This window comes from Porphyrobacter sp. THAI-01a, assembly GCF_056868655.1.
Genome location: NZ_CP180579.1, coordinates 2,338,815 through 2,365,378, shown reverse-complemented (window position 1 = coordinate 2,365,378; position 26,564 = coordinate 2,338,815). Strand labels below are relative to the sequence as shown.

Sequence of the window (26,564 nt, the reverse complement as noted above, 5' to 3'; positions counted from 1 at the left end):
GAAAATCAGATCGCGTCGTCGTTGGTCTCGCCTGTGCGGATGCGCAGCGCGCTCTCGATGGCGGTGACGAAGATCTTGCCGTCGCCGATGCGCCCCGTCTGGGCAGCGGCGGCGATCGCCTCGACCACGCGCTCGGCCTGGTCGTCGGCGACGACCACCTCGAGCTTCACCTTGGGGAGGAAATCCACGACATATTCGGCGCCACGGTACAGCTCGGTATGGCCCTTCTGGCGCCCGAAGCCCTTGGCCTCGGTGACGGTGATGCCGGACACGCCGATCTCGTGGAGCGCCTCCTTCACTTCGTCGAGCTTGAAGGGTTTGATGATCGCTTCGATCTTTTTCACGTCGTCCCCGTCGATTGGCCCCGTTCGCGCCTGGCTGGAATGCTGACCGATTCTTAACAAGAATCGTGCCAAGCCATGGATGATGGCTGCGAACAATCCTTGCCGCTTGAAGACTCAAGGGGAGGGATGTCTTTCGCCCGTGCTGGCCGGTTAGCAACATTATGGTGCACTGCGCAATGGTGCACAGCATCAGATCACCGCATGCCTAAATTTTAAGCAAGGCGCTCTGCAGTCAGAGGCGCAGGCCGGTAGTTTCGGGCAGTCCGCACATGATGTTGAGGTTCTGGATCGCGGCTCCGGACGCGCCCTTGCCGAGGTTGTCGAGCACCGCGACAAGCCGCGCCTGCGTGCCGTCCGGCGAGGGACAGACATGGAGCGCAAGGCCGTCCCAAGGGCTTGCCGAGCGCAGCAGCAGCATCTCCCCCGGAACCGGCGCGAGCGGCGCGACCGACACGAGGCCGCTGCCCGCAAACTGCGCCGCGAGCGCCGCGTGCAGCGCATCGGCCCGCGGCTGGCCGGGCAGCGCGGCGAGCGGCAGGGGCACGTCGACCACCATGCCGCGATGGGCGGGGATCACGCTCGGCGAGAACACCGGCGCATGGGCAAGGCCCGCATAGGCCTGCATCTCCGGCAGGTGCTTGTGCCCGAGCGCGAGGCCATAGGCGCGGAAGGCGATGTCGGGATCGGCCTCGAAGCGGTCGATCAGCGCGTTCCCGCCCCCGGAATAGCCGCTCACGGCATTGACGGTATAGGGCCAGTCGGCGGGCAGCAGCCCCGCGCGCACAAGCGGCGCCACCAGCGCCAGGAAGCCGGTGGGGTAGCACCCCGGATTGCTCACCAGACGGGCATTGGCGATCGCCTCATGCCCGACCATTTCGGGAAAGCCGTAGGTCCAGCCCTCGGCCACGCGGTGGGCGCTTGAGGCGTCGATGATGCGCGTTGCCGCCCCGTCGGCCAGTCGTACAGCATCCTTTGCTGCTTCATCGGGGAGGCAAAGGATCGCGATGTCGGCTTCGTGGAGCGCGTCGCGGCGCGCGCTCTCGTCCTTGCGCTGGGCATCGTCCAGCACCAGCAATTCGAACTCGCCGCGCCCTTGCAGCCGCTCGCGGATCTCGAGGCCGGTCGTGCCCGCAGCCCCGTCGATGAACAGGCGGATCGCCACCCGCCTCAGCTCTCGCCGGGAGCGAGGTCGCTCGCCCGGCACCAGCCGGTCGGCCCCTGCGGTCCGGGGCAGCCCCACACCCATTCGCCCGCCACATCGAGCAGCTCGAACCGGCTCCCGGCGGGAAGGTTCGCGAAGATCTCACCATCCGCGCGCGGGGCGAGGCGCAGGCCTGCGCCCTCCGCGCCGACGGCGTGGACATGGGGGATCACGTAATGCGCGGCGAGGTGGCTCCCGGCGAGCGCGATGTGCGCCAGATCGCCGCGCAGCGGCAGCGTGCCGGGCGCAGGCTTTTCCACCGGGCCCTTCAGACCCAGCACGCCCGCAGGCACTGCATATTCCGTCGTCTCGCGCTGCGCGCCGCTCATGGGTTTACTTCTGGCCTTCTCAGGTGACGCCCGCGGCCTCTCCCCAGGCCGTGCAGCGTGGCAGGCCCGTTAGCGGCAAGCGGCGCGCGGGGCAAGCTCAGCTGCCGTATCGGGCGCGGATGGCGTGCCATGCGGCCCTCAGACCCAGCCCGCGCCCACCGCGCGCGCGACCCGGCTTGGGGGCGGGCGACCAGGCGAAGGTGTCGAAATGCACCCAGTCGATCCCCTCGCCCACGAAGCGGTCGAGGAACAGGCCCGCGACGCTTGCCCCCGCAAAGGGATTGGCGGCCGAGTTCGCCATGTCGGCCACGTCGGAGGCGAGGTATTCGCGGTATCCCTCGTGCAGCGGCAGGCGCCAGGCGGCATCGTCGTTCGCCTTGCCGGCGGCGAGGAAGGCGTCTGCGGTCTCGTCGCGGCGTGCGAACAGCGCCGGCAGGTCGGGTCCGAGCGCGACCCGCGCCGCGCCGGTCAGCGTGGCGAAATCGACGATCAGGTCGGGACTTTCCTCCGAGGCGCGGGTCAGCGCGTCGCCGAGGATGAGGCGCCCTTCGGCGTCGGTGTTGTCGATCTCGACCGTCAGGCCCTTGCGGCTCTTGAGGATGTCGCCAGGCCGGAACGCTCCACCCGAAATCGCATTTTCCACCGCCGGAACAATCAGATGCAGCCGCACCTTGAGCCGTGCGCCCATGATCAGACCGGCGAGCGCCAGCGCATGGGCCGCACCGCCCATGTCCTTCTTCATCAACCGCATGCCCGAGCCCGGCTTGATGTTCAGGCCCCCGGAATCGAAACACACCCCCTTGCCGACCACCGCCAGCACCGGGTGCGCCGGATCGCCCCAGACGAGGTGCATCAGCCGCGGCGCATGCTGGCGCGCCGCGGCCCGGCCGACGGCGTGGACCATCGGATATTCCTGTTCGAGCGCATCGCCCCGCACCACGGTCAGATCGGCCTTGTGGGCCTTGGCGAGGCGTTCGCACTCGGCCTCGAGGTCTGCCGGTCCCATGTCCTCGGGCGGCGCGTTGACGAGATCGCGCACGGCGATTTCCGCTTCCGCTTCAGAGACATAGCTGTCGATCTGCCCGACCTGCCCGGTCAGGAGGACGCGCGGGCCCTGGCTCTTGTCCTCGCTCTTGTAGCGGGTGAAGCGGTATTGCCCCGTCACCCAGCCGAACATCGCCGGCCCGGGATCGCCGCCGGCGAGCCGGTAGAGCCCCTCGGGCAGTTCCTCGGCGAGCTTGGCGAGGCACCAGCTCGAGAGGCTCTCGACATTCGCCACCCCGCTCACCACGAACCAGGAATCGCCATCGGGAACAATGGCATACTGGTAGCCGCCACCCTCGAACTTCTGCGCCGCGAGGGCCGCGCGCTGGGCTGCTGAGAGGCCCTTGGCGAAGGCCTCGAAGGTGTCCTTGGAAACGAGGTGGATGGCCACCGCGCTTTCGCCGCGGTCGGGCCGGATCAGGGCTTTGGCTTCGGTCATTGCCGTTCCATAATCCCCCCCGCGCCGATGTCACCAGCGGATTCGGACAGGGAGGGGGCCACAATGACCAGCAACATGTTCCACGTGAAACGGCAACGACCGGGGGATGAGGGCACAACGACATCGCGACGCCCGCGCATCGCCGCCCTGCTGGGCGCGGCGATCCTCGCGCTCGGCAGCCTGCCCGCCGGGATCGCGGCCCAGACGCCCCCGCCGCCCCCCGAGCCCTCCGCTCCCGCCCCGGACAAGACCGCCTTCGCCGAAACCGCCACCTATACCGTGAGGTCGGGCGAGGCGCTGCGCGAGTTTTCCTACACCTGGCCCGCCAAGGTCGCCGCCGTGCCCCAACTCACCGCCCGTTTCGCCGCCGAGCGCGACCAGCTGCTCGCCGAACAGCGCGCCGACTGGGACGAGGCCCTGCGCGAATTCGCCGAGGGCGACTGCCTCGGTTGCGTCAACCGCTCCTTCGAGAAGAGCTGGGACGTGGTCGCCGATCTGCCGCGCTTCCTCTCCCTCTCGGCGAGCTTCTACGCCTATACCGGCGGTGCCCACGGCAACGGCGGTTTCGATGCGCTGGTGTGGGACCGCAAGGCCCGGGAGGCGATCGACCCCAAGGCGATGTTCCGCTCGCCCGAGGCCTTGCAGGAGGCGCTCGGGCCGGCATGGTGCAAGGCGCTCAAGGCCGAGAAGATCAAGCGTTTCGAGGGGGCCTACAGCGAGGATGGGATCTTTCCGTGCCCCGCGATTGCCGATCTCACCGTGCTGGTCGGCTCGGGCAGCCGCAAAGCCTTCGACCGCATCGGCCTGATCGCCGCGCCCTATGTCGCGGGCGCCTATGCCGAGGGCGTCTACGAGGTGACGCTGCCGGTGACGGCCAAGGTGCTGGCGGCGGTCAGGCCCGAATACAAGGCGGCTTTCGCAGCCAGCAAGTAGCAATCCGCGCCCGCAGTCGCTATGTGGGGCCGATGCACGACTATCAACTCGTCGACGGCGATACGACCGTCTACCGCGATGGCTCCATCAAGCTCCACACGCCCGAGGGCTTCGAGGGCATGCGCAAGGCCGGCCGCCTTGCCGCCGAGATCCTCGACGCCTGCGTCGAACTGGTGAAGCCCGGCGTCACCACGGGGAGCATCGACGATGCGATCCGCGGCATGATGCTCGACGCCGGCGCGATCCCCGCGACGCTGGGCTACCGCGGCTATGCGCACAGCTCCTGCATCTCGATCAACCACGTGATCTGCCACGGCATCCCGGGCGACAAGGTGCTGAAGGACGGCGACATCCTCAACATCGACGTGACCCCGCTGGTCGACGGCTGGCATGGCGACACGAGCCGGATGTTCTACGCCGGCGAGCCGCCGCTCAAGGCGAGGAAGCTGGTCGAGGTGACCTATGAGTGCCTGATGCTCGGCATCGCGGCGGCCAAGCCCGGCGCAAGGCTGGGCGATATCGGCGCGGCGATCGAGGCGCACGCCTCGCAATTCCGCTACGGCGTGGTCCGCGAGTTCTGCGGCCACGGCCTCGGGCGCCTGTTCCACGACGCCCCCGAGGTGGTCCACGCCGCGCGCGCGGGCACGGGGCCGGAGCTCAAGCCGGGCATGTTCTTCACCATCGAGCCGATGATCAACCTCGGCAAGCCCTGGGCCAAGGTGCTCGGCGACGGCTGGACCGCGGTGACGCGCGACAAATCGCTCTCCGCGCAGTTCGAGCACTCGATCGCGATCACCGAGACCGGGAACGAGATCTTCACCAAGAGCCCGACGGGGCGCGATTTCCCGCCTTACGTGTAGCGCGGCAACCGACCCACGCATCCCCGGCTTGACCCGGGGCGCCGCTGCCTAAAGCCTCACAAGAATAACGCCGCCAGCACCGCGCTCATCACCACGACCAGCCCCACCGAGAACCCCAGCATCGCCAGCGTGGGCCGCGTCACCCGCCCGTGCAGCACCCAGTCGTAGCCCGCAGCAATCGCAATCGTGATCGGCGGCTGAACCGCAATCGCGACCGGATCGGGCAGGCCGAGCACCTGCACCACGCGGGCATAGGCGGGGGTCATCAGCGCCAGCGTCGCGATCAGCATCGCCTGCCGGTGGGCGGCGATGTCCCTCCGGCGGGCGTGGTGCAGGGCGAGGAAATAGAGCGGCACGAAGGTCGCGAAGGCGGCAAGGTTCACCACCGTCACCTCGGGGCGCCCGAGTTCCTGCCCGATGCGCCACGAGATCACTCCGCCGCTCACCAGCATCGCCCCCACCAGCGCGATCGAGGCGCGGCCCGTCGCCCGGTGCGCGGCCAGCCTGAAGCGGGCGGCGAGGAAGCTCTGGCTCGCCAGCAGGGTCAGCCATGCGATCATGCTCCCGGCGTGGAACACCACCAGCGGGGTGTAGCGCGCCTGCACCTGCGGATGGGCGACGGCCTTGAGCGCGAAGGCGAACAGGGTGAACCCCAGCAGCCCCAGCGCGATGTTGCCCATCAGGATGTTGGCGCGGACGTGGCTTTCGGGTGCTCTCACGAAATCTCTCTGGCGGCCCTGATCGCGGCCCCTGCGGCAAACGGCGCAAGGGCGACGAGGCCGAGGCTTATCGCACCAACGAAGCCGAGGCTCACAGGATCCTGCCGCGCCAGCGCCCCCGCGCCGAAGATCAGGATCGGCAGCGCGAGCGGGATCAGCAGCAGCCCCGAAAGCGCCGCGCCGGCCCTCAGCGAGGCGGTGAGCGCGGCGATCATCAGGCCGATGGCGGCGAGGCCCGGCGTCCCCGCGAGCAGACCGAGGAGGAGGATCTGGAAGCTCTCCCCCTCGATCTTCAGGAGCGCGGCGGCGGGGAAGGTCGCCAGCAGGAGCGGCGGGCCGAAGCTCAGCCAGTGGGCGAGGAGGCGCACCGCCATCATCGCCTCCTCGGTGATCCCGCGCAGGCGCAGTTGGTCGAAGAACCCGAGGGCGATGTCGCGCGCAACCAGCTTTTCCAGCGGCAGGATCGCCGCCAGCAGCGCCGCGATCCATACCACCCCGCCGCCCGTCCGCGCCAGCACGTTGGCATCCGGCCCGACCGCGAAGGGGAACAGCATCGCGACCGCGACGAAGAACACGACCGGCAGCGCCGCCCCGCTCCCGGTGAAGGGGAAGAACTGCGCCAGATCGCGGCGGAGCAGGGCGCCGATCATGCCTCCTCCTCCTCGTCCGGCGCGGGGGCGAAGTCCTCGATCGCGAAGCTGGTCATGCCCGGCACGTCCAGCGGCTGGTGCGAGGCGATCAGCGCGATCCCGCCGCCGGCACAATGCCCGCGCACCAACTCGCCGACCAGCTCTTGCGAAGCGGCATCGAGGCCCGAGAGCGGCTCGTCGAGCAGCCACACGGGTGCGGCCTGCCCCAGCACCCGGGCGAGCGCTGCGCGCTTTCTCTGGCCGGTCGAGAGGTAGCGCACCGGCACCTCGGCCAGCGCATCGAGCCGCAGCCGCGCCATGATCGCCTGCCCGTCGGCGACGCGGTCGATCCCGGACCAGAAGGCCAGCGCGCGGCCCAGCGGCAGGTCGGGATCGAGACCCGTGCGCTCGTCGAGCAGCGCCAGCGCGCCCTCGCGCCGGACCTCGCCCGCAAAGGGCGTGGTCAGCCCCGCCAGCGCGCGGATCAGCGTCGTCTTGCCCGCGCCGTTGGCCCCGGTCACATGGCACGCCGCGCCCGCTTCCAGCCGGAACGACAGCCGCCGGAACAGCAGCCGCTCACCCCGGCGGCAGGCGAGGTTGTCGGCGATCAGGCTGGGCGAGGGCGCTTGCATCGGGCCGCAGCGTTAGGGAAAAGGGCGCCCGCAAACAAGCGACCCGATCCGAGGAACCAACCGATGTCCGTCCCCGAACTCACCCCCGACGAAACCGCCGCGCTGCTGGCCGCGCACCCCGAATGGAGCCTGGCGCGCGAGGGCAAGGCGATCGCGCGGACCTTCCGTTTCCGGGACTTCTCCGAGGCCTGGGGCTTCATGAACCGCGTCGCCCTGCTGGCCGAGGCGCAGGATCACCACCCCGAATGGTTCAACGTCTACAACCGCGTCGAGGTGACGCTGACCACCCACGATGCGGGCGGGCTGTCCCTGCGCGATGCTCGGATGGCGGCCACGATCGACGGGCTTCTTTAGCACCGTTCGCCCTGAGCCTGTCGAAGGGCTGCACTTTTTCTTCGTGCTCTACGCCATGCTCAAGAAGAACAGTGCTTCGACAAGCTCAGCACGAACGGACTTCGGTTTCACTGCCCAAGCGGCCGCAGGCTCGCCCGCAGCTGCTTCCTGACCTTGCCCGGCATCCAGCGCTTGGCGAAGGCCATGCGCTTGGCGGTCGCGCCGACGAAGTAGTCGAGCTTGTCCCCGTGGACCGCGTCCCAGACCGCCTCGGCGACGCGCTCCACCGGCGTGATCTCCAGCCCCGCCGCGCGCACCCGGTCGCGGATCTGCTCGTTCGACCTGCGGTTGCCCGTGCCGTCGAGCAGCGGGGTCTCGATGAAGCCCGGGCACACCGAGGCGACGGTGATGCGGTCGCCGGCCCATTCGGCATCGAGGCTCTCGGAGACCGCGCGCACCCCGAACTTGGTCGCGCAATAGACGCTCATCCCCGCCGAGCCCGCGATGCCGGCGGCGCTCGCGATGTTGACGAGGGCCGATCCCGGGGCGGTCTTCTGCAGGTAGGGATAGACCGCCTGCGCGCCGTAGAGCACGCCCTTCAGGTTGATGTCGAGGCAGCGGTCGATTTCCTCCGGGTCGAGCTCGGAGAGCGATCCGCCGGTGCCGATCCCGGCATTGTTGACCAGCGCATCGATCCGCCCCCCGGCGGCCGCGGCGAAGGCGGCGAGCGCCTCGTCCCAGCCCTTGCGGTCGCGCACGTCGAGCGGGCCTGCCCACTTGGCGCTGCCCTGGATCAGGTTGAGCGTCTCGGCCATCCCGCCGGCATTGATGTCGGCCACCCCGACGAACCAGCCCCGCGCGGCGAAGTGCAGCGCCGTCGCGCGCCCGATGCCCGATCCGCCGCCGGTGATGAAGATGCTGCGCTGCGTGCTCATGATGATCCCCTCTCGATTGCGTTTTGCAACCGTCTAGAGCGGACTGACAGGCTTGTCAGCAGGCAGAGTGCGCCAACGCACAGCGGCGGGCGAAGATTACAAAGTTGACACTGTAAACTTCGATTTCCTGCAGGAATTTCCACGATATTTCATGTTGTTGCTCGGCAAAACCGAAGTTGACACTGTGTCTTGTGTTTTCTCCGCCTGAATGGGGAGCCGGACAGCCCTGCGCGGCGACCTCGCGCGGCATCAACGATGCGAAAGAACCGCCCGAGGCTAGCGGCAAGCCCCCCGGTAGGAAAGCGCGCCACGCGTCCGATTTCGGGAGTGCGGAAAGTTGGCACGAATGGCGGAAAGTGGGTGGGAAGCTGCCATTACCCCACACCGTCGCCCCGTGCTTGACACGGGGCTTGGCTGTTCTTCGTCAGCTGTGGCTGCGATACTCTGACGATGGAAAAGGGTGGCTGGGTCTACATCATGGCGAACCGCTTTCGCGGCGGGATGTATGTCGGCGTGAGCGCGGATGCGCTCGCCCGTGTTTATCAGCACCGCGAGGGCACGGGTTCGCGCCATGTCGCTGATTTCGCCAAGACGCGGCTTGTCTATGTCGAACGCCACGACACCATCGAAGGCGCCATCGCCCGCGAGAAAGTCGTCAAGAAATGGCGGCGCGAATGGAAGTTCGCGCTGATCGAGGCGGACAATCCCGATTGGGACGATTTGTGGGAGCGATGGTTCGCATCCCAGCCGGAGCAGAGGTAGCCAAGCCCCGTGTCAAGCACGGGGCGACGAGGGCGTGAGATGTCGGCTCCGGGGTCGATACCCGAACGGCAGCTCCTGAACCGAAAATGCCGATACCGGACGCAGCCCTAAAGCGCCGGGTTGGCGTAGTAATGCCAGGTGAAGATCGCCATCGCCCCGCGCTGCGGCGACCAGGGCTCGGCGAGAGCGCGGGTCGCCTTCTCTGCCGGGCGCTCCTCCAGCCCGAGCAGCCGCTTCACCCCCTCCTGCACCGCGAGGTCGCCGGCGGGCCAGATGTCGGGGCGGCCCTCGGCGAAGAGCAGGTAGATCTCTGCCGACCAGCGGCCGATGCCCTTGATGCGGGTGAGGAGGGCGATCGCTTCCTCGTCGTCCTCGGGCAGCGCATGGAAATCGAGTTCGCCCGCCTCGACCAGCTCGCACAGCGAGCGCGCATAGCCCTGCTTCTGGCGCGACAGCCCGCAGGCGCGCAGGGTGTCGAAATCCCGCTTCAGGAGGCATCCGGGCGTGAAGCCCTCGCCCAGTTCGCCCTCGAGCTTTCTCCACATCGAGGCCGCCGCCGCGACCGAGACCTGCTGGCCCACGATCGTGCGCAGCATGGTCACGAAGCCGCGGTCGCGCAGGCGCGGCTCGGGGTAGCCCACCGCCGCGATGGCGCGCGCCACCTTCGGCTCGCGCGCCGCCAGCGCATCCAGATCCCCGCGCAATTTTTCGGCGCTCAAGCCCACTCCCAATTTCCTTATCTTGCCTTGGCCCCGAGAGTATCTTAGCAGCCTCGGCGCATTCTCACAGCGCACAGTCTTGCGCTCAACAGCCCGGAAGGAACCGCACTCCATGCCCAGACTGGTCGTCACCAACCGCGAAGGCGCCACCAGCGAGATCACCGTCGATGACGGGCTTACCGTGATGGAGGCGATCCGCGACAACGGCTTCGACGAACTGCTGGCGCTGTGCGGCGGGTGCTGTTCGTGTGCGACCTGCCACGTGGTGGTCGATCCGGCCTTCGCCGACAAGCTCCCCAAGATGAGCGAGGACGAGGACGACCTGCTGGAATCCTCCGACCACCGCGCCCCGACCTCGCGCCTGTCGTGCCAGATCCCCTTCACCGCGGATCTCGACGGGCTGCACGTCACCATCGCCCCCGAGGATTGATCGGCAAGGGGCGGGCCGGTGGACGCCGATCTCGCCCGCTTCCTGCGCGACGAACTGGGTCACGCCCCCGAGGGCACCGCCGCGGGGCCGTGGAGGGTGCGCGGGCCGGTGTGGCTGTGGCAGGGCGCGGACGGCGCGCCCGCCAAGGGCAGCTGGTATTTCCTCACCATCGACGGCGAGACCGCCGGCGCGATCAGGGCCGCTGCCACGAAGGCCGATGCATGGGGCTCGGTCCGGATCGAGGCGACCATCGGCGGCACCACCTGGCGCACCTCGCTCTTCCCCTCGAAGGCGCATGGCGGCTGGCTGCTCCCCTTGAAGGCCGCGGTGCGCAAGGCGGAGAAGATTGCCGAGGGCGGCGAGGTCGAGGTGGTGCTGAGCCTCACCTAACTTCGTCATTGCGGGCCGCAGGCGCGTCGCTACGCTCCTCGCGATGACGAGAACGCTCCATCGCCTTGATCATTGCCCCGCGCGTCTCCAGCGCCTAACTCTGCGCCCATGAACATCACGCGCCCCTTCGGCGACACGCTCGCGCTTATCGGCAACACCCCGCTCGTCCGCCTCGCCGGCCCCTCGGCTGCGGCGGGCTGCGACATCTGGGGCAAGTGCGAATTCGCCAACCCCGGCTCCTCGGTGAAGGACCGTGCGGCCCTGTGGATGATCCGCGACGCGGAAAGCCGGGGCGAGCTGAAGCCCGGCGGCACGGTGATCGAGGGGACGGCGGGCAACACCGGCATCGGCATCGCGCTGGTCGCCAATGCGCTGGGCTACCGGACGATCATCGTCATGCCCGACAACCAGTCCAAGGAGAAGATGGACACCCTGCGCGCGCTGGGGGCGCAGCTGGTGCTCGTCCCGCCGACCAAATATTCCGATCCCGGCCATTTCCAGCACGTCTCGCGCCGCATGGCCGAGGAGACGCCGGGCGCGGTCTGGGCCGGGCAGTTCGACAATGTCGCCAACCGCAAGGCCCATATCGAGGGCACCTCGCAGGAAATCTGGGAGCAGACCGGTGGGCGGATCGACGGCTTCACCTGCGCGGCGGGCACCGGCGGGACCATCGCCGGGGTGGGCATGGGGCTGAAGGAGAAGAACCCCGACATCCGCATCGCGCTGACCGATCCGCACGGCGCGGCGCTCTACAACTACTTCGCCCACGGCGAGCTTCGGGCCGAGGGCTCCTCGGTCGCCGAGGGCATCGGGCAGGGGCGCATCACCGCCAATCTCGAAGGCGCGCCGATCGACACGCAATACCGCATCAGCGACGAGGAAGGCCTCGTCTGGGTCGAGCGGCTGCTGCGCGAGGAGGGGCTGTGCCTCGGGCTTTCCTCGGGCATCAACGTGGCGGGCGCGGTGATGCTGGGCCGCGAGCTGGTCGCCGAGGGGCGGGCGAACCCGCAGGTGGCGACGATCCTGTGCGACACCGGGTTCCGCTACCTCTCGACGCTCTACAACCCCGAATGGCTGAGGGCCAAGGGCCTGCCGGTGTTCGGCTGGCTGGAACAGGGAGCGGCGGCATGAGCGGGCTGTCCTGGCGCGAGCGGCTGCGGCGGATGAACCAGCGCAGCCTGTTCGGCACCACCGGCGATGCGGCGGCGGCAACGCCCGGCGAGCCCGACGCCGAGCCCGAGGACGTCACCACCGCCGGCGTCGTCCGCGCCGAGGCGGTGCAGCGACTCCAGGTCGGGCTGTTCGGGATCGGGTCGATGGTCCTGCTGGTCGGGCTTGCGAGCATCATCGGCGGGCAGGCCGACCGCAACGACAAGCTCGCCGCGCCCGAGGCTGCGCCCACCACCGAGCCGAGCGCGCCGCCCGCGCAGGCCAATCCGCTCGCCGATGCGGGGGTCGTGCCCGATATCGCCGCCCAGCCGAGCCCCTCGCCCGTGCCGCCGCCGCTCGATCTGCCCCCGCCGCCGCGCCCCGCCGCCCCGGGCAATGCCGCACCCCGGCAATAGGCCGCGCCGCGCCGCTATCGCGGCGTTGCTGCTGGCGGCGCTGGCGGGCTGCGAGGCTGCGCCCGCGACCCCTTCCGCGCCGCCGTCCGATGCCGCGCCCGCCGAACGCCTCGGCCTGATGACGAGCCTGCCGCTCTACTGGCCGCTCGGCACCGGGATCGACGCGCTGGCGGGCGGCACCGCGGCCGTGCCGTGGCAGCGTGCGGCGCTCGAGCGGGCCTACGTGATCGAGCCGCTCGACACCCTCTCGCCGATCCCCGGACTCACCCCCGATGCGCCCGAGACCGATCCGCTCGCCGGGCTGGAGCGGCTGGCGGTGGTGCAGCCGCGCGGGCTCTCCCCGGCCGACAATGTGGCGCTCGACGAGTGGGTGCGCGGCGGGGGGCGGCTGCTGCTGGCGCTCGATCCGGCGCTGACGGGCGAATACGACCTGCCGCTCGGCGATCCGCGCCGCCCGGTCGATGCCGCGCCGATCCCGCCGGTGGTGGCGCGCTGGGGCCTCGCGGTCGCTTTCGACGAGGGGCAGGCGGGCGCGGTGAGGGCGGAAATGCTGGCGGGTGAGGCCCTGCCGCTGGCGCTTGCCGGCACGGTGCGCGTCACCGATCCGGCGGCGGCGGACTGCACCATCGCCGCGGGCGGCGCGGCGGCGCGCTGCGCGGTCGGCAAGGGACGCGTGACACTGATCGCGGATGCTGGCATCTTCGAACATCCCGAGCTTGCGGGCGAGGGCGGAGCGGGTCTTTCCGCACTGCTCGCGGCGGCGCTGCGGTGAGCGGATCGGGAAAATCGCGGGATGGCCGGAGTCGCGGCCGGTCGGAGTCGGGGAAAGCACGGGAGGTGCACGGTTTGTTCCGCGAAATTCAGGTGTTTGCCGGTGCCGGGCGGGCAACGGCAGGATCGAGGGAGAATAGGGTAGTTATTTTGAAACAGTGACTTACCAAGTTTTCCCGTAAAATCCCCGAAAAATCCCTTCCATCCCCGCGCCTTCCCCGATATGACCGGGGTCCATCAGACATGCCTGTATGTCGCGCGCCGTGCCTCCAGTGGCCGGCGCACCGTGCCGCACGCGTGCGGCCGGGACGGGGAAGGCATGTCCGGGGGAAACGAGCGCGCAGCGGACCGCCTTCGAGGGGCGCCGCCAGGGGACAGAGGGGATCGCAGACAGTGTCTGCCTTTGGAGGATATAACGGCCAAGCCTACTCGCCCGCGGGCGAGAAGGGCCGCTTTGTCCTTCCGCCCGAGTTCCGCAAGGCCGTGAAGGAAAGCTCCGGCGGGAACCGCACCCTGTGCCTCGGCGTCCACGACAAGTTCGATTGCCTGATGGGCTTCGGCCTGTCGCGCATCGACCTGCTCAACGCCCGGCTCGACCGCGAGGAGGCCCTCGCCATCGAGCGCAAGGACTACGCCTTCGACCGCGACGTGCGCGCGGCGCAGCTGTTCGGCTTCTCGCAGCTGCCCTTCGACGACAGCGGCCGCTTCGTCATGCCCGAGCACCTGCGCGATCTCGGCAAGGTGGGCGACGGGCTCTATTTCCACGGCGCGGGCGATTTCTTCTTCGTCTGGAACCCTGAGGAACTGGCACGGCTCGGCCCCGAATGGCGCGGCGCGCAGGCGGCCTGCGCCAAGCTGATCGCAAGCGCGAGGAAGGCGGCATGAGCGCCGAGGCCCCCCACATCCCCGTGCTGCTGGACGAAGTCGTCGCCGCGCTCGCCCCGCGCGCTGGCCAGACCATCGTCGATGCGACCTTCGGCGCGGGCGGCTACACCACGGCGCTGCTCGAAGCGGGCGCGAGTGTCCACGCCTTCGACCGCGATCCCGACGCCATCGCCGCGGGTCAGGCGCTGGTGGCGCGCTTCGACGGCCGCCTTGCGCTCCACGCCGCGCGCTTCTCGGCGATGCGCGACGAACTCGCCGCGATCGGCATCGCCAGCGTCGATGCAGTGGTGATGGACATCGGCGTCTCCTCGATGCAGCTCGACCAGGGCGAGCGGGGCTTTGCCTTCATGCACGACGGTCCGCTCGACATGCGCATGAGCCAGGCGGGCGAGAGTGCCGCCGATTTCCTCAACACCGCCGACGAGGAAGCCATCGCCGACGTGCTCTATCGCTATGGCGAGGAGCGCCAGTCGCGCCGTGTCGCCCGCGCGATCGTCGCCGCGCGGCCGCTTGCGACCACGGGCGAGCTGGCCCGCGTCGTGCGCCGTGCGCTCGGCCACAAGCCGCACGACAAGAAAGACCCGGCGACCCGCACCTTCCAGGCCGTGCGCATCCACGTGAACGACGAGCTCGGCGAGCTCGAGGCCGGGCTCGCCGCCGCCGAGGCGCTGCTCACCGAGGGCGGGGTGCTCGCCGTGGTGAGCTTCCACAGCCTCGAGGACCGGATCGTCAAGCAGTTCCTCAAGGGTGCTTCCGGCGCGGGCCGCGCGGTCTCGCGCCACCTTCCTGGGGAAATCCCGGGGCCACCCCCCACCTTCGCGCAGGTTTCCAAGGCTATACGTCCCACGGAGGCCGAAATCGCCCGCAACCCGCGCGCCCGTTCATCCACCTTGCGCCATGCCACCCGCACCGGCGCGCCGCCCAGGAGCCTAGCCGCATGATGAACAGCTCACAGGCCCGTTCGCTGGGTTGGGCCGCCGTGCTCGCCACCTGCCTTGCCGCGGTGGTGCTGCTCAGCTTCAAGGTGCATGCGGTCAAGAGCGAGGTGCTGCTCGCCGAACGTCAGCTGATCGCGCTCCAGCGCGAGACGCTGCTGCTCGAGACCGAGTTCCAGACCCGCGCCAGCCAGCGCCAGCTGGCCGAGTGGAACGCGGTCGAGTTCGGCTACCAGGCCCCGCGTGCCGGCCAGTTCCTCGACGGCGAGCGCCAGCTCGCGAGCCTCGGCGAGATGCGCGGCCCCGATGCGCCCGCGCCGATCCGCCTCGCCCGCGCCGATGCCGCCGAGACCGCCGCCGGTGCGCCTGCCGCCGAGGCGCCGATGCGCTCGCCGGTCTCGGGTGCGACAGTGACGCTCGCCTCGGCAGAGGCCGAGAAGGATGCGGGCGCGGTCTTCACCCAGGCCTTCGGCGATTTCCTGATCGAGGCCTCCCCGATCCGTCCCGCCCGGGCCGAGACGCCGCGCGTCGGAAAGGCGGCCGCCGCCGCGCAGGGAAGCGGCGAATGACCGTGCTGGCAGCCCGCGCTGCCCACCTTTCTCCTGCCTCGCACACGGCCATGCCGGCCATCCCCGCAGGGCGCCTGCCCAGCATGGGTCTGCGCGCGCAGATGCTCTGGGCCGCGCGCTTCCGGGTGCTGTGGCTGCTCGGCGGCTTCGTCGGCATCGCGATCATCGCGCTGCTGCGGATCGTCTCGCTCGGCTTCGCCGGCCAGGCGCCCGAACGCACCAGCCTGGCCGAGGCAATGGTGCCCCCGCGCGGCGAGATCACCGACCGCAACGGCGCCCCGCTGGCGCGTGCCTTCCCGGCCTATGCCCTGTGGTTCGACCCCAAGGCGATGGGCGATTCCGGCGCGCCGCTGGTGCGCTCGCCGCAGGAGGTCGCGGGCGCCTTGAAGGCGATCTTCCCCGATATCGACGAGGCGCGCATGGCCCGCCGCCTCGCCTCGGGCAAGGCCGGCTACCTGCGCCGCCGCCTGCTGCCCGAGGAAGCCAACCGCGTCTTCGCGCTGGGCGAGATCGCGCTCGAGATTCCGCGCGAGACCGACCGCTACTATCCGCAGGGCACACTCGCCGCGCACGTGCTGGGCTATGTGGTCGAGGACGAGGGCGGCAAGATCGGCATGGAGCAGGTGCTCGAGCAGCGCCTCGCCCACCCCGACACGCGCACCCAGCCGGTCGCGCTGTCGGTCGACGTGAGGGTGCAGGGCGCGCTCGAGGACGAGCTGCGCAAGGGGATGCTCGCCACCAACGCGCTCGGCGCGGCGGGGATCGTGCTCGATGTCGACACCGGCGAGGTGATGGCGCTGGCGAGCCTGCCGGAGTTCGACCCCAACACCGCGGGCGCCGCCGGGGCGGTCAACGTCTTCAACCGCGCCACCAACGGGGTCTACGAGCTGGGCTCGACCTTCAAGCCGCTGAGCATCGCCGCCGCGATCGATGCGGGCGTGGTGCGCGATCTCGGCAAGGCGTGGGACGCCACCCCCGTCTCGGTCGGACGCCGCACGATCAAGGACCTCAAGCCCAAGGGCGCCACGCTCAACGTGCCGCAGGCGCTGGTCTATTCCTCCAATACCGTCACCGCCCGCGTCGCGGATGCGCTGGGGCCGGAACGCCTGCGGCGCACCATGATTGATCTGGGCATGGACCGCCGCCCCTTCATCGAACTGCCCGCGCGCGGCAAGCCGCTGTGGCCGCAGGGCGAGTGGAGCCGCGTCACCAACATGACGGTGAGCTACGGCCACGGCCTCGCGGTGACCCCGCTGCACCTCGCCTCGGCCTATGCGGCGATGGTCAACGGCGGGATCTGGCGCCCGGCGACGCTGATGAAGCTCGCGCCTGCCGACGTGCCGCGCGGGCGGCGGGTGTTCAAGGAATCGACCTCCTCGCGGATGCGCCAGATGCTGCGCATGATCTCGCTCTACGGCACCGGCAAGCAGGCCGACGCGCCGGGCTACCGCGTCGGCGGCAAGACCGGTTCGGCCGAGAAGGCGGGCGTGGGCGGCTACAACAAGACCGCGCTGGTCTCCTCCTTCGCCGCCGCCTTCCCGCTCGATGCGCCGCGCTATGTCGTGGTGATCGTGCTCGACGAGCCCAAGGGCACGGTCGCCAGCTCCTTCCAGCGCACCGCCGGCTACACCGCCGCGCCGGTCGTCGGCAAGCTGGTGCCGCGGATCGGCCCGATGCTCGGCGTCCAGCCCGACGATGCGCGCGATGTCGACATCTCGGACCTGCGCTATCTGGTGGACAAGCACTGATGCGGCTGGCCGAGCTTCTGGCCCAGGCAGGGCTGCCGCAGGACGGCGCGGGCGAGGCGACCGTCACGGGCTTTGCCATCGACCACCGCAAGGTCGCCCCCGGAACCATATTCGGCGCCTTCGAGGGCGCCACCGTCAATGGCGAGGACTTCATCCGCCCCGCCATCGCAGCGGGCGCGATTGCCGTCGTGGCCCGTCCTGAAGCCCGCGTCGAGGGTGCGCTGCACATTGCCGACGTCACCCCCCGACGCGCCTTTGCGCGCCTCGCCGCGGGCTTTTTTTCTCCCTACCCCGCCACCATCGCCGCGGTGACGGGGACCAACGGCAAGACCTCCACCGTCGAGATGACGCGCCAGATCTGGCGCATGGCGGGCGAGCGCGCGGCGAGCATCGGGACGCTTGGCGTCACCACCCCCGACGGAAGCGTCTCAACGGGCCTCACCACCCCCGACATCGTCACCTTCCTCGCCAACATGGCCGGCCTGGCGCGCGAGGGCGTGACGCACGTCGCCTACGAGGCATCGAGCCACGGCCTCGACCAGTATCGCGGCGAGGGGCCGACCGTCTCGGCATCCGCCTTCACCAATTTCAGCCGCGACCATCTCGATTACCACGGCACGATGGAGGCCTATTTCGCGGCCAAGATGCGGCTCTTCACCGAAGTCGTCGCGCCCGGCAGCCCGGCGGTGATCCACGATGCGGGCGATGGCTCGGAGTGGACCGCGAAGGCGATCGCCCGGGCCGAGGCGCGCGGCCTCAGGGTGATGACGGTGGGCGAGGGCGGACAGTTCCTCAAGCTGATCGGCCGCGAACCCGGACAGTTGGGCCAGCTTCTTCACATCGAGCATGAAGGCACGGTGCGCAAGGTCAACCTGCCGCTGATCGGGGCCTACCAGGCCGCCAACGCGCTGGTGGCGGCAGGGCTGGCGCTGGCGACGGGCGTTTCCGCCTCGGCCACGTTCGACGCCGTCACCCGCCTCCAGCCGGTGCGCGGGCGGCTGGAGCGCGCCGCGCTCAACGCCGCCGGCGCGCCTGCCTATGTCGACTATGCCCACACCCCCGACGCGCTCGAGGCGGCCATCGCCGCGCTGCGTCCGCACGTGGCAGAGGGTGGTCGCCTGATCGTCGTCTTCGGCGCCGGCGGTGATCGCGACGCGGGCAAGCGGCCCGAGATGGGCGCCGTCGCAGCGCGCGCCGCCGACCTTGCCATCGTCACCGACGACAATCCCCGCTCCGAGGACCCCGCCGCCATCCGCGCCGCGATTCTTGCCGGGGCGGGCGGCAACACCCGCGAAATCGGGGACCGGCGCGAGGCCATAGCTGCTGCAATCGGGGAAGCCGGGGCGCGGGACATTGTGCTGATCGCGGGGAAAGGCCACGAGCAGGGCCAGATTTTCGGAGCAGGAGACCAGATGCGGATCGAAGCTTTCGACGATGTCGAAGTGGCGCGCGAATGCGCCGGGGGGCGGTGCTAGATGAACGCGCCCGTTGCCCATCCGTTGCTGCATCATTGGCCGGTCGTTGCAGCCGATGCGCTGCCTCTTTCGCTGTGGACCGCCGCCGAAATCGAGGCTGCGACCGGCGGCATCGCCAGCCACGATTTCCAGGCAAGCGGCGTCGAGATGGACTCGCGCGACGTGAAATCGGGCGATGTTTTCATCGCCTTGCAGGGCGAGGCGATGGACGGGCACAGGTTCATCCCACAGGCCTTTGAAAAGGGGGCAGTCGCCGCGATCGTCGATCGTCCGGTCGAAGTTCCGCACGTGCTGGTCAGGGACACGACAGAGGCGCTCCACGCGCTCGCCCATGCCGCCCGGGACCGTGCCATCGAGGCGGTGCGGATCGGGATCACCGGCTCGGTCGGCAAGACGGGGATGAAGGAGGCGATCTTCGCCTGTCTCGACCGCGCCAGCCGCGGCGCGGCGCATCGCTCGGTGCGCAGCTACAACAACCATGTCGGCGTGCCGCTTTCGCTGGCGCGGATGCCCGCCCGCGCGAAGTTCGGCGTGTTCGAGATGGGCATGAACCACGCGGGCGAGATCGCCCCGCTCTCGGCCCATGCAAAGCCCCATGTCGCGCTCATCACCACCATCGCGCCCGCCCATATCGAGAACCTCGGCAGCCTCGAGGCGATTGCCGACGAGAAGTCGCAGATCTTCACCGGGCTCGTGCCGGGCGGGGTGGCGGTCATTCCGGCGGACAGCGAATGGACCGGGCGGATGATCGGCCATGCCCGCGCCTGCGGAGCGCAGGTCGTGACCTTCGGGCGCGCCGAGGGCGCCGACGTGCGCCTGCTCGACGCGATCCCGGCGGCGGGGGGCGGTTCGCTCGTCACCGCCGACCTCGGCGACCGGCGCATCTGCTACACCATTGCCGAACCGGGCGAGCACTGGATCGTCAATTCGCTGGGCGTCATGGCTGCCGTTCGTGCCGCCGGGGGCGATCTTGCCAGCGCGGGCCTCGCGCTGGCCGAGATGGGCGGATTGAAGGGCCGCGGCGCGCGCCACTCCATTCCGGCCGCGGGCGGCACCGCCTTGCTGATCGACGAGAGCTACAACGCCAACCCCGCCTCCATGCGCGCGACCCTCAAGGCGCTCGCGCAAACGCCCGCCACCCGCCGCCTCGCGGTGCTGGGCAGCATGAAGGAACTGGGCGACTTCGCCGATGCCTTCCACCGCCAGCTCGCCGAGCCGATTGCCGAGGCAGGGCTCGCCCACGCGATCCTCGTCGGGCCGGAGATGGCCGCGCTGGCCGAGGAACTGGGGAAAGGTGCGGGCGGCTCGCTTGGCAAGGCTCTCACCTTCGCCCATTGCGAAGGGCCTGCCGAGGCGATTGCGGCGCTCGCGGCATTCGGCCTCGCAAACGGGGATGCGGTGCTGGTCAAAGGGTCCAACTCGGTCGGGCTCGGCAGGCTGGTGTCACACCTTACCGACAACGCCCGCGCCTGAGGCGGGCACCGAAGCTCAGGCCCCAAGCTCAGGGCCGCAGAGGACGACTGAATGCTCTACCTGCTTGCCGAGTGGCTTGGCTTCGAAGGCATCCTCAATCTGGTGCGCTACCAGAGCTTCCGTGCGGGCGCGACGCTGATGACCGCGCTTCTGATCGGCCTGCTGATCGGCGAACGCTTCATCAACTTCCTGCGCGTGCGCCAGGGCAAGGGCCAGCCGATCCGGCTCGACGGCCCGCAGTCTCACCTCGCCAAGCGCGGCACGCCGACGATGGGCGGGCTGATGATCCTTGTCGCCCTGTCGCTCTCGCTGCTCCTGTGGATGGACCTCACCAGTCCCTTCGTCTGGGCGTGCCTTGCGGTGACCATCGGCTTCGGGGTGATCGGCTTCCTCGACGATTACGACAAGGTCGCCAAGAACAGCCATGCGGGCGTGCCCGCAAGGGTGCGGCTGCTGGCCGAGTTCGTGGTGGCGGGCGTGGCCTCGTGGCTGATCGTCAGCCAGATCAACACCAACCTCTACCTGCCCTTCCTGACGGGCGTGAGCATCCCGCTGGGCCCGGCCTATTACGTCTTCGCCGCCTTCGTGATCGTGGGTGCGGGCAATGCGGTGAACCTCACCGACGGGCTCGACGGCCTCGCGATCATGCCGGTGATCATTGCTGCAGGCACTTTCGCGATCATCGCCTATCTGGTGGGGCGGGTCGATTTCAGCACCTATCTCGGCATCCCGCACGTGCCGGGCGCGGGGGAGCTGGCGATCTTCTGCGCGGCGATTATGGGGGCGGGGCTTGCCTTCCTGTGGTTCAACGCGCCGCCTGCCGCCGTGTTCATGGGTGACACCGGCTCGCTGGCGCTGGGCGGCGCGCTGGGCGCAATCGCGGTCGCCTCGCATCACGAGGTCGTGCTCGGCATCGTCGGCGGGCTGTTCGTGCTCGAAGCCGTCAGCGTGATCGTGCAGGTCTTCTGGTTCAAGCGCACCGGGCGCCGCGTCTTCAGGATGGCCCCGATCCACCACCATTTCGAACAGCTCGGCTGGAGCGAGAGCAAGGTCGTGATCCGGTTCTGGATCATCGCCATCGTGCTCGCGCTGATCGGCCTCTCGACGCTGAAACTCAGGTAGGGGAGGGGCGGCCGGCGTGATCACCTCCCCCGCCTTCAAGGGCAAGCGTTTCTCGGTGCTCGGCCTCGCCCGTTCGGGCGCGGCGGCGGCCGAGGCCTTGCTGGCGAGCGGGGCGGAGGTGATCGCCTGGGACCGCCAGCCCCATGCGCGTGAGCCCTTCGAGGGGCGCTGCCGGCTGATCGACCCGCTGGAGCTCGACCTCACCGGCTTTGCGGGCGTGGTGGTCTCGCCCGGGGTGCCGCTCAACTCGCACCCCATCGGCCCGCACACCTGGCAATACGGCCTCCCCGTCATCGGCGACATCGAGCTCTTCGCGATGGCCCGCGCCAGCCTGCCGCCGCACCGCGTGGTCGGAATCACCGGCACCAACGGCAAGTCGACCACCACCGCTCTGGTCCACCATGTCCTGCGCGAGGCGGGCGTGCCCACGGTGATGGGCGGCAATATCGGCGATCCGATCCTCGGGCAGGACCCGCTCCCCGAAGGCGGGGTCTACGTGCTGGAACTCTCCAGCTTCCAGATCGACCTCACCTTCACGCTCGATTGCGACGTCGCGGCGCTCACCAACATCACCCCCGACCACCTCGACCGCTATGCGGGCTTCGAGGCCTATGCCGCGGCCAAGGAGCGGCTGTTCCAGATGCAGCAGACCGGCACGGCGATCATCTGCGACGAGGACGAGCCCACCACCGCCATCGCCGAGGGGCTCGAGACCGCGGGCAAGCCGCTGGTGCGGGTGAAGACCGCCGATCTCACAGCGGCGGGGCTGGCGGAAGGGCGCTCGCCCTCGCTGGCGGGCCCGCACAATGCCCAGAACGCCGCGGTCGCGGCCGCGATCTGCCGCGAACTCGGGCTGACGGACGCGCAGATCGCCGCCGGGCTCGCCTCCTATCGCGGCCTGCCGCACCGGATGGAGCGGGTCTGCGAGGTCGAGGGCGTCACCTACATCAACGACAGCAAGGCGACCAACGCCGCCTCCGCCGCCCCCGCGCTCGCCGCCTTCCCGCCCGATCCGGCGATCAACGGCGGCAGCCCCCGCATCCACTGGATCGTCGGCGGGTTGCCCAAAGAGGACGGGCTCGGGGCCTGTGCCGACCACCTCGCCAACATCGCCGCCGCCTATACCGTGGGCGAGGCCGGGCCCATGTTCGCCGATCTGCTCGAAGGGCAGGTCAGGGTCGAACGCTGCGAGCTCATCAGCGAGGCGGTGCGCCGCGCCGTCGAAGCCGCCCGCCCCGGCGAGATCGTGCTGCTCTCGCCCGCCTGCGCCTCCTACGACCAGTTCCGCGACTACGAGAAGCGCGGGCACCACTTCCGCCAGATGGTCGGCGCGATCACCGGCTGCGAGACCTGCGTGGATGACCCGTCGGCGCGGAGCATCCTGCCGTGACCGCGCCGGTCTACACCCCCGCCGCCCGCGGGCCTGGCAATTTCCTCCCGCCGGTGCCGGTGCAGCGCCGCTGGCGCGATGCCCTGCGCATCTGGTGGCGCGAGATCGACAAGGTGCTGCTGCTGCTGATCGGGCTGCTGATGGCGATCGGCATCGTCGCGGTCGCCGCCGCCTCGCCTGCGAGCGCCGACATGCTCTCGACCGCCACCAAGCGGGTGCCGGACTTCATGTTCTTCAACCGCCACATCGTCTTCCAGTTGATGGGCCTCGCCCTGATGATCGGCCTCAGCTTCCTGAGCCGCGACCAGGCGCGCCGGCTCGGCATCCTGGTGGGCGCGGTGATGCTGGCGCTGCTGTTCGTGGTGCCGGTGATCGGCGAGGAGAAAAACGGCGCGCGGCGCTGGATCAATGTCGGCATGAGCCTGCAACCCTCGGAATTCCTCAAGCCCGGCTTCGCGATCATCTGCGCCTGGGTGCTGAGCTGGCGGCTGCGCGATCCGGGGCTGCCGGTGATCTGGTACGTGAGCGGGCTGATGGGCCTGATCGCCGCGCTGCTGATGCTCCAGCCCAATCTCGGCGATGCGATCCTGTTCGGCGGGATCTGGCTGGTGATGGTGCTGCTGGCGGGCATGCCGTGGCAGCGCCTCGCCGCGCTCGGCGGCATCGGCGCGGGCGGGCTGATCCTCGCCTACCTGTTCTACGACAATGCCCGCCACCGCATCGACGGGTTCCTCGGCGGGGGCACGGCCTTCGACCAGGTAGACCTTGCCCAGCGCACCATCACCGCAGGCGGGTGGACGGGGACCGGCCTGTGGCTCGGCACCCGCAAGATGAACCTGCCCGAGGCCCACACCGACTACATCTTCTCGGTGATCGGCGAGGAGTTCGGGCTGGTGATGTGCGCGGGCGTGGTGCTGGTCTATTGCGCGCTGGTGCTGCGCGCGCTGGTGCGCCTGACGGGCGAGGACAACCTCTTCGCCCTGCTCGCCGGCGCGGGGCTGATCACCCAGTTCGGCGGGCAGGCCTTCATCAACATCCTCGTCAACCTCAAGCTGTTCCCCTCCAAGGGCATGACCTTGCCGCTGATCTCCTACGGCGGTTCATCGACACTGGCGGTGTGCTTCACGCTTGGGCTATTGCTGGCGATCACCCGGCGCAATCCGTTCCTCGCCCGCGAGGGCGGCGGCTTGCGCGAGCTGATCGAACGCAAGGACACGCCCGCATGACCAGCCCGACCCCGACCGGTGCTTCCCGCCATTACGTGCTGGCCGCAGGCGGCACCGGCGGGCACCTGATCCCCGCCTTCGCGCTTGCCGCCGAACTGCACCAGCGCGGCCACCACGTCGCTCTCATCACCGACGAGCGCGGGGCGGCGATCCCGGGCAAGCCCGACTTCCTGCCGGCCCACGTGTTGCCCGCAGGCCGCTTCGGCAAGAACCCGCTGGGCTGGCCCGCAGGGGTGAGCGCCGTTCTGGAGGGCCGGGCGATGGCGCTCCGGCTGTTCGAGAGCTTCCAGCCCTCCGCCGTCGTCGGTTTCGGCGGCTATCCGGCGCTCCCCGCGCTGCTCGCCGCCACGGCGGTCAAGCTGCCGAGCATCGTCCACGAACAGAACGCGGTGCTGGGCCGCGTCAACCGCCTGCTGGCCGGCCGGGTCGATGCCATCGCCACCTCCTACGAGAGCGTCGACCGCCTCAAGCCCAAGCACGCGGGCAAGGTCCACCTCGTCGGCAATCCGGTGCGCGCCGAGGTGCTGGCCCTGCGCGAACAGGATTTCCCCGCCTTCACCGACGAAAGCCTGCTGCGCATCCTCGTCACCGGCGGATCGCAGGGCGCGCGGGTGCTTTCGGAAGTGGTGCCCGATGGCCTCGCCATGCTCCCCCCGGCGCTGCGCCAGCGCCTCCAGATCACCCAGCAATGCCGGGCCGAAGACCTCGATGCGGTGCGCAAACGCTATGCCGAGCACGACATTCCCGCCGAACTCGGCACCTATTTCGAGGATATGCACGAACGGCTGGCGGACGCGCACCTGTTCATCGGCCGCGCGGGCGCGTCGACCATCGCGGAACTCACCGCCGTGGGCCGCCCGGCGATCCTGATCCCCCTCCCCATCGCGACCGACGATCACCAGGCCGCGAATACCCGCGAGATGGTGAAGGCGGGCGGCGCACGGATGATCCGGCAGGAGGCCTTCCAGCCCAAGGAACTCGCCAAGCAGATCCAGGTCATGGCGATGAACCCGCAGAGCCTCGCAAACGCCGCGCACTGCGCCTTCAACTGCGGGCGGCCCGATGCGGCGAAGGACCTCGCCGACCTCGTGGAGAGCATGAGCGGGATCGACCTGATGGACGTGATCCGCGTCGGCGAGGCCGCGCCCCGCACCGCGCAAACCGCCGTCCGGCCCCAGCCCTCGACCAGCAAGGCCGCAAAGGAGCGCGCGGACACATGAAGGGTGTGGGCACCGATATCGGCACCATCCATTTCGTCGGCATCGGCGGGATCGGCATGTCGGGCATCGCCGAGGTGATGCACAACCTCGGTTACCGGGTGCAGGGCAGCGACATCGCCGAAGGGGCGAGCGTCGAGCGACTGCGCGCGCGCGGCATCACCGTGCATATCGGGCACCGGGCGGAGAACGTCGAAGGCGTGGCGGTGGTCGTCACCTCCACTGCCGTGCGCCGCACCAACCCCGAGGTCGCCGCCGCTCTGGAAGCCCGCATCCCCGTGGTGCGCCGCGCGGAGATGCTCGCCGAACTGATGCGCCTCAAGTCCACCGTCGCGGTGGCGGGCACCCACGGCAAGACCACCACCACCTCGATGATCGCGACTCTGCTCGATGCGGGCGGGATCGACCCGACCGTGATCAACGGCGGGATCATCGAACAATATGGCTCCAACGCCCGCCTCGGCGATTCCGACTGGATGGTGGTCGAGGCCGACGAGAGCGACGGCAGCTTCCTGCGCCTCGACGGCACCATCGCGGTCGTCACCAACATCGATCCCGAGCACCTCGACCACTACGGCGATTTCGACGGGGTGAAGCGCGCCTTCGTCGAGTTCATTCACAACGTGCCCTTCTACGGCGCGGCGGTGCTGTGCGTCGATCATCCGGTGGTGCAGGCGGTGATCGGCGATGTCCGCGACCGCAAGGTCGTGACCTACGGTTTCTCGCTCCAGGCCGATATCTGCGGCGTGAACGTGCGTTCGGAAGATGGTGGCAACACCTTCGACGTGATCGTGCGCCAGCGGGGTCTCGAGGACCGCCGGATCGAGGGCGTGCACCTGCCCATGCCGGGCCGTCACAACGTGCAGAACGCGTTGGCCGCGATTGCCGTGGCGATCGAGATGGGCTGTTCGGACGAGGTGATCCGCACCGGCTTTGCCCGTTTCGGCGGGGTGCGGCGGCGCTTCACCAGGGTCGGTTCCGTCGAGCTGGCGGGCGGCAGCGTCACCGTGATCGACGACTACGCCCACCACCCGGTCGAGATCCGCGCCGTGCTCGCCGCCGCGCGCGAGGCGGTGGGCGGCAGCGGGGGGCGTGTCATCGCGGTCGCCCAGCCGCACCGCTATTCCCGTCTCAACGACCTGATGGACGATTTCCAGTCCTGCTTCGATCTGGCCGACATCGCCTATGTCGCCCCGGTCTACCCGGCGGGCGAGGAGCCGATCCCGGGGGTCGACCACACGGCGCTGGTCGCCGGCATGAAGGCCCGCGGCCACCGCGCCGCGCGCGAGATCGCGGGGGCCGATGCGCTGGCCGAGACGCTGGCCGGAGAGATCGCGCCCGGCGACCTCGTGGTGTGCCTCGGTGCGGGCGACATCACCCGCTGGGCGGCGGGCCTCGCGCCTGCCATTACCGCCCGCAGGAGCGTAGCCGCGTGAACCAGCCGGGCGACACCTACATCTACGACGATGGCTCGGCCCCGACCTGCGCG

General features: G+C 69.8%; 30 protein-coding genes. 20 read left to right on the top strand and 10 right to left on the bottom strand.

Annotated features, from left to right (window positions below; genetic code table 11):
* Nucleotides 1–5: 5 nt before the first annotated feature.
* The 4 genes from ACMX37_RS11515 to ACMX37_RS11500 form a co-directional block, all read right to left on the bottom strand.
* Nucleotides 6–344, bottom strand: coding sequence for a P-II family nitrogen regulator (locus ACMX37_RS11515; RefSeq protein ID WP_054119870.1), 339 nt, complete (start codon nucleotides 342–344; stop codon nucleotides 6–8).
* A 232-nt stretch (nucleotides 345–576) separates the two neighbouring features.
* Nucleotides 577–1,506, bottom strand: a complete 930-nt coding sequence (gene argC, locus ACMX37_RS11510) for an N-acetyl-gamma-glutamyl-phosphate reductase (RefSeq protein ID WP_483146058.1) — start codon at nucleotides 1,504–1,506, stop codon at nucleotides 577–579.
* Nucleotides 1,507–1,511: 5 nt separating this feature from the next.
* Nucleotides 1,512–1,874, bottom strand: coding sequence for a hypothetical protein (locus ACMX37_RS11505; protein WP_483146057.1), 363 nt, complete (start codon nucleotides 1,872–1,874; stop codon nucleotides 1,512–1,514).
* A gap of 97 nt (nucleotides 1,875–1,971) precedes the next feature.
* Nucleotides 1,972–3,357, bottom strand: a complete 1,386-nt coding sequence (locus ACMX37_RS11500; protein WP_483146056.1) for a leucyl aminopeptidase family protein — start codon at nucleotides 3,355–3,357, stop codon at nucleotides 1,972–1,974.
* A gap of 63 nt (nucleotides 3,358–3,420) precedes the next feature.
* Between ACMX37_RS11500 and ACMX37_RS11495 the strand changes: the two genes are divergently transcribed.
* Together ACMX37_RS11495 and map are read left to right on the top strand one after the other, a co-directional pair.
* Nucleotides 3,421–4,290 (top strand): PdaC/SigV domain-containing protein, encoded by an 870-nt coding sequence (locus ACMX37_RS11495; protein WP_483146055.1) that lies wholly within the window; start codon nucleotides 3,421–3,423, stop codon nucleotides 4,288–4,290.
* Nucleotides 4,291–4,322: 32 nt separating this feature from the next.
* Nucleotides 4,323–5,150, top strand: a complete 828-nt coding sequence (gene map, locus ACMX37_RS11490; protein ID WP_483146054.1) for a type I methionyl aminopeptidase — start codon at nucleotides 4,323–4,325, stop codon at nucleotides 5,148–5,150.
* Between the two features lie 56 nt (nucleotides 5,151–5,206).
* Here map and ACMX37_RS11485 read toward each other — a convergent pair whose 3' ends face one another.
* Genes ACMX37_RS11485 through ccmA form a run of 3 tightly spaced genes read right to left on the bottom strand, consistent with a single transcriptional unit; the run spans nucleotide 5,207 to nucleotide 7,130 of the window.
* The gene (locus tag ACMX37_RS11485; RefSeq protein ID WP_483146053.1) at nucleotides 5,207–5,869 is read right to left on the bottom strand and encodes a hypothetical protein; all 663 of its coding nucleotides are present in this window, start codon (nucleotides 5,867–5,869) and stop codon (nucleotides 5,207–5,209) included.
* On the bottom strand, nucleotides 5,866–6,519 hold the full coding sequence (locus tag ACMX37_RS11480) for a heme exporter protein CcmB (RefSeq protein WP_483146052.1): 654 nt from the start codon (nucleotides 6,517–6,519) through the stop codon (nucleotides 5,866–5,868). Before ACMX37_RS11480 ends, ACMX37_RS11485 begins: the two co-directional genes overlap by 4 nt.
* Nucleotides 6,516–7,130, bottom strand: a complete 615-nt coding sequence (gene ccmA / locus ACMX37_RS11475) for a heme ABC exporter ATP-binding protein CcmA (protein ID WP_483146051.1) — start codon at nucleotides 7,128–7,130, stop codon at nucleotides 6,516–6,518. The genes ACMX37_RS11480 and ccmA overlap by 4 nt, the downstream gene beginning before the upstream one ends.
* Before the next feature lie 63 nt (nucleotides 7,131–7,193).
* Between ccmA and ACMX37_RS11470 the strand changes: the two genes are divergently transcribed.
* Complete coding sequence (locus ACMX37_RS11470; protein ID WP_483146050.1) at nucleotides 7,194–7,484, top strand: 4a-hydroxytetrahydrobiopterin dehydratase; 291 nt, start codon at nucleotides 7,194–7,196, stop codon at nucleotides 7,482–7,484.
* A 107-nt stretch (nucleotides 7,485–7,591) separates the two neighbouring features.
* Here the strand turns inward: ACMX37_RS11470 and ACMX37_RS11465 are convergent, their stop codons facing one another.
* Nucleotides 7,592–8,398, bottom strand: a complete 807-nt coding sequence (locus ACMX37_RS11465; RefSeq protein ID WP_483146049.1) for an SDR family oxidoreductase — start codon at nucleotides 8,396–8,398, stop codon at nucleotides 7,592–7,594.
* 55 nt (nucleotides 8,399–8,453) lie between these two features.
* Nucleotides 8,454–8,648: a hypothetical protein gene (locus ACMX37_RS11460; RefSeq protein ID WP_483146048.1), complete on the bottom strand. Its 195-nt coding sequence runs from the start codon at nucleotides 8,646–8,648 to the stop codon at nucleotides 8,454–8,456.
* 200 nt (nucleotides 8,649–8,848) lie between these two features.
* Between ACMX37_RS11460 and ACMX37_RS11455 the strand changes: the two genes are divergently transcribed.
* Nucleotides 8,849–9,160, top strand: a complete 312-nt coding sequence (locus tag ACMX37_RS11455; protein ID WP_483146047.1) for a GIY-YIG nuclease family protein — start codon at nucleotides 8,849–8,851, stop codon at nucleotides 9,158–9,160.
* A 107-nt stretch (nucleotides 9,161–9,267) separates the two neighbouring features.
* Here ACMX37_RS11455 and ACMX37_RS11450 read toward each other — a convergent pair whose 3' ends face one another.
* Nucleotides 9,268–9,885 carry a DNA-3-methyladenine glycosylase family protein gene (locus tag ACMX37_RS11450; protein ID WP_483146046.1) on the bottom strand — a complete coding sequence of 206 codons (618 nt, stop codon included), beginning with the start codon at nucleotides 9,883–9,885 and terminating at the stop codon, nucleotides 9,268–9,270.
* A gap of 106 nt (nucleotides 9,886–9,991) precedes the next feature.
* Between ACMX37_RS11450 and ACMX37_RS11445 the strand changes: the two genes are divergently transcribed.
* The 16 genes from ACMX37_RS11445 to murC all read left to right on the top strand — a co-directional run bounded on the left by ACMX37_RS11445 (nucleotide 9,992) and on the right by murC (nucleotide 26,511).
* Nucleotides 9,992–10,309, top strand: a complete 318-nt coding sequence (locus tag ACMX37_RS11445) for a 2Fe-2S iron-sulfur cluster-binding protein (RefSeq protein ID WP_088913628.1) — start codon at nucleotides 9,992–9,994, stop codon at nucleotides 10,307–10,309.
* 18 nt (nucleotides 10,310–10,327) lie between these two features.
* The gene (locus ACMX37_RS11440) at nucleotides 10,328–10,699 is read left to right on the top strand and encodes a DUF1905 domain-containing protein (RefSeq protein ID WP_483146045.1); all 372 of its coding nucleotides are present in this window, start codon (nucleotides 10,328–10,330) and stop codon (nucleotides 10,697–10,699) included.
* Nucleotides 10,700–10,807: 108 nt separating this feature from the next.
* Nucleotides 10,808–11,830: a cysteine synthase A gene (locus tag ACMX37_RS11435; RefSeq protein WP_483146044.1), complete on the top strand. Its 1,023-nt coding sequence runs from the start codon at nucleotides 10,808–10,810 to the stop codon at nucleotides 11,828–11,830.
* Nucleotides 11,827–12,264: a hypothetical protein gene (locus tag ACMX37_RS11430; RefSeq protein ID WP_483146043.1), complete on the top strand. Its 438-nt coding sequence runs from the start codon at nucleotides 11,827–11,829 to the stop codon at nucleotides 12,262–12,264. The genes ACMX37_RS11435 and ACMX37_RS11430 overlap by 4 nt, the downstream gene beginning before the upstream one ends.
* Nucleotides 12,245–13,036 (top strand): hypothetical protein, encoded by a 792-nt coding sequence (locus tag ACMX37_RS11425; RefSeq protein WP_483146042.1) that lies wholly within the window; start codon nucleotides 12,245–12,247, stop codon nucleotides 13,034–13,036. The genes ACMX37_RS11430 and ACMX37_RS11425 overlap by 20 nt, the downstream gene beginning before the upstream one ends.
* 392 nt (nucleotides 13,037–13,428) lie before the next feature.
* The gene (locus ACMX37_RS11420; protein WP_483146041.1) at nucleotides 13,429–13,920 is read left to right on the top strand and encodes a division/cell wall cluster transcriptional repressor MraZ; all 492 of its coding nucleotides are present in this window, start codon (nucleotides 13,429–13,431) and stop codon (nucleotides 13,918–13,920) included.
* The gene (gene rsmH / locus ACMX37_RS11415) at nucleotides 13,917–14,861 is read left to right on the top strand and encodes a 16S rRNA (cytosine(1402)-N(4))-methyltransferase RsmH (protein ID WP_483146040.1); all 945 of its coding nucleotides are present in this window, start codon (nucleotides 13,917–13,919) and stop codon (nucleotides 14,859–14,861) included. The genes ACMX37_RS11420 and rsmH overlap by 4 nt, the downstream gene beginning before the upstream one ends.
* Complete coding sequence (locus ACMX37_RS11410; RefSeq protein ID WP_483146039.1) at nucleotides 14,858–15,424, top strand: hypothetical protein; 567 nt, start codon at nucleotides 14,858–14,860, stop codon at nucleotides 15,422–15,424. The genes rsmH and ACMX37_RS11410 overlap by 4 nt, the downstream gene beginning before the upstream one ends.
* A complete protein-coding gene (locus ACMX37_RS11405; RefSeq protein ID WP_483146038.1) occupies nucleotides 15,421–17,172 on the top strand; it encodes a peptidoglycan D,D-transpeptidase FtsI family protein in 1,752 nt (583 codons plus the stop codon). The genes ACMX37_RS11410 and ACMX37_RS11405 overlap by 4 nt, the downstream gene beginning before the upstream one ends.
* Nucleotides 17,172–18,647: a UDP-N-acetylmuramoyl-L-alanyl-D-glutamate--2,6-diaminopimelate ligase gene (locus ACMX37_RS11400; protein ID WP_483146037.1), complete on the top strand. Its 1,476-nt coding sequence runs from the start codon at nucleotides 17,172–17,174 to the stop codon at nucleotides 18,645–18,647. The genes ACMX37_RS11405 and ACMX37_RS11400 overlap by 1 nt, the downstream gene beginning before the upstream one ends.
* Nucleotides 18,648–20,120 carry a UDP-N-acetylmuramoyl-tripeptide--D-alanyl-D-alanine ligase gene (locus ACMX37_RS11395; protein ID WP_483146036.1) on the top strand — a complete coding sequence of 491 codons (1,473 nt, stop codon included), beginning with the start codon at nucleotides 18,648–18,650 and terminating at the stop codon, nucleotides 20,118–20,120.
* A 51-nt stretch (nucleotides 20,121–20,171) separates the two neighbouring features.
* A complete protein-coding gene (gene mraY, locus ACMX37_RS11390; protein ID WP_483146035.1) occupies nucleotides 20,172–21,242 on the top strand; it encodes a phospho-N-acetylmuramoyl-pentapeptide-transferase in 1,071 nt (356 codons plus the stop codon).
* A 16-nt stretch (nucleotides 21,243–21,258) separates the two neighbouring features.
* On the top strand, nucleotides 21,259–22,632 hold the full coding sequence (gene murD / locus ACMX37_RS11385) for a UDP-N-acetylmuramoyl-L-alanine--D-glutamate ligase (protein WP_483146034.1): 1,374 nt from the start codon (nucleotides 21,259–21,261) through the stop codon (nucleotides 22,630–22,632).
* A complete protein-coding gene (locus ACMX37_RS11380) occupies nucleotides 22,629–23,858 on the top strand; it encodes an FtsW/RodA/SpoVE family cell cycle protein (RefSeq protein ID WP_483146033.1) in 1,230 nt (409 codons plus the stop codon). Before murD ends, ACMX37_RS11380 begins: the two co-directional genes overlap by 4 nt.
* Nucleotides 23,855–25,078: an undecaprenyldiphospho-muramoylpentapeptide beta-N-acetylglucosaminyltransferase gene (gene murG, locus ACMX37_RS11375; protein WP_483146032.1), complete on the top strand. Its 1,224-nt coding sequence runs from the start codon at nucleotides 23,855–23,857 to the stop codon at nucleotides 25,076–25,078. Before ACMX37_RS11380 ends, murG begins: the two co-directional genes overlap by 4 nt.
* Complete coding sequence (gene murC, locus ACMX37_RS11370; protein WP_483146031.1) at nucleotides 25,075–26,511, top strand: UDP-N-acetylmuramate--L-alanine ligase; 1,437 nt, start codon at nucleotides 25,075–25,077, stop codon at nucleotides 26,509–26,511. The genes murG and murC overlap by 4 nt, the downstream gene beginning before the upstream one ends.
* Nucleotides 26,512–26,564: the final 53 nt, after the last annotated feature.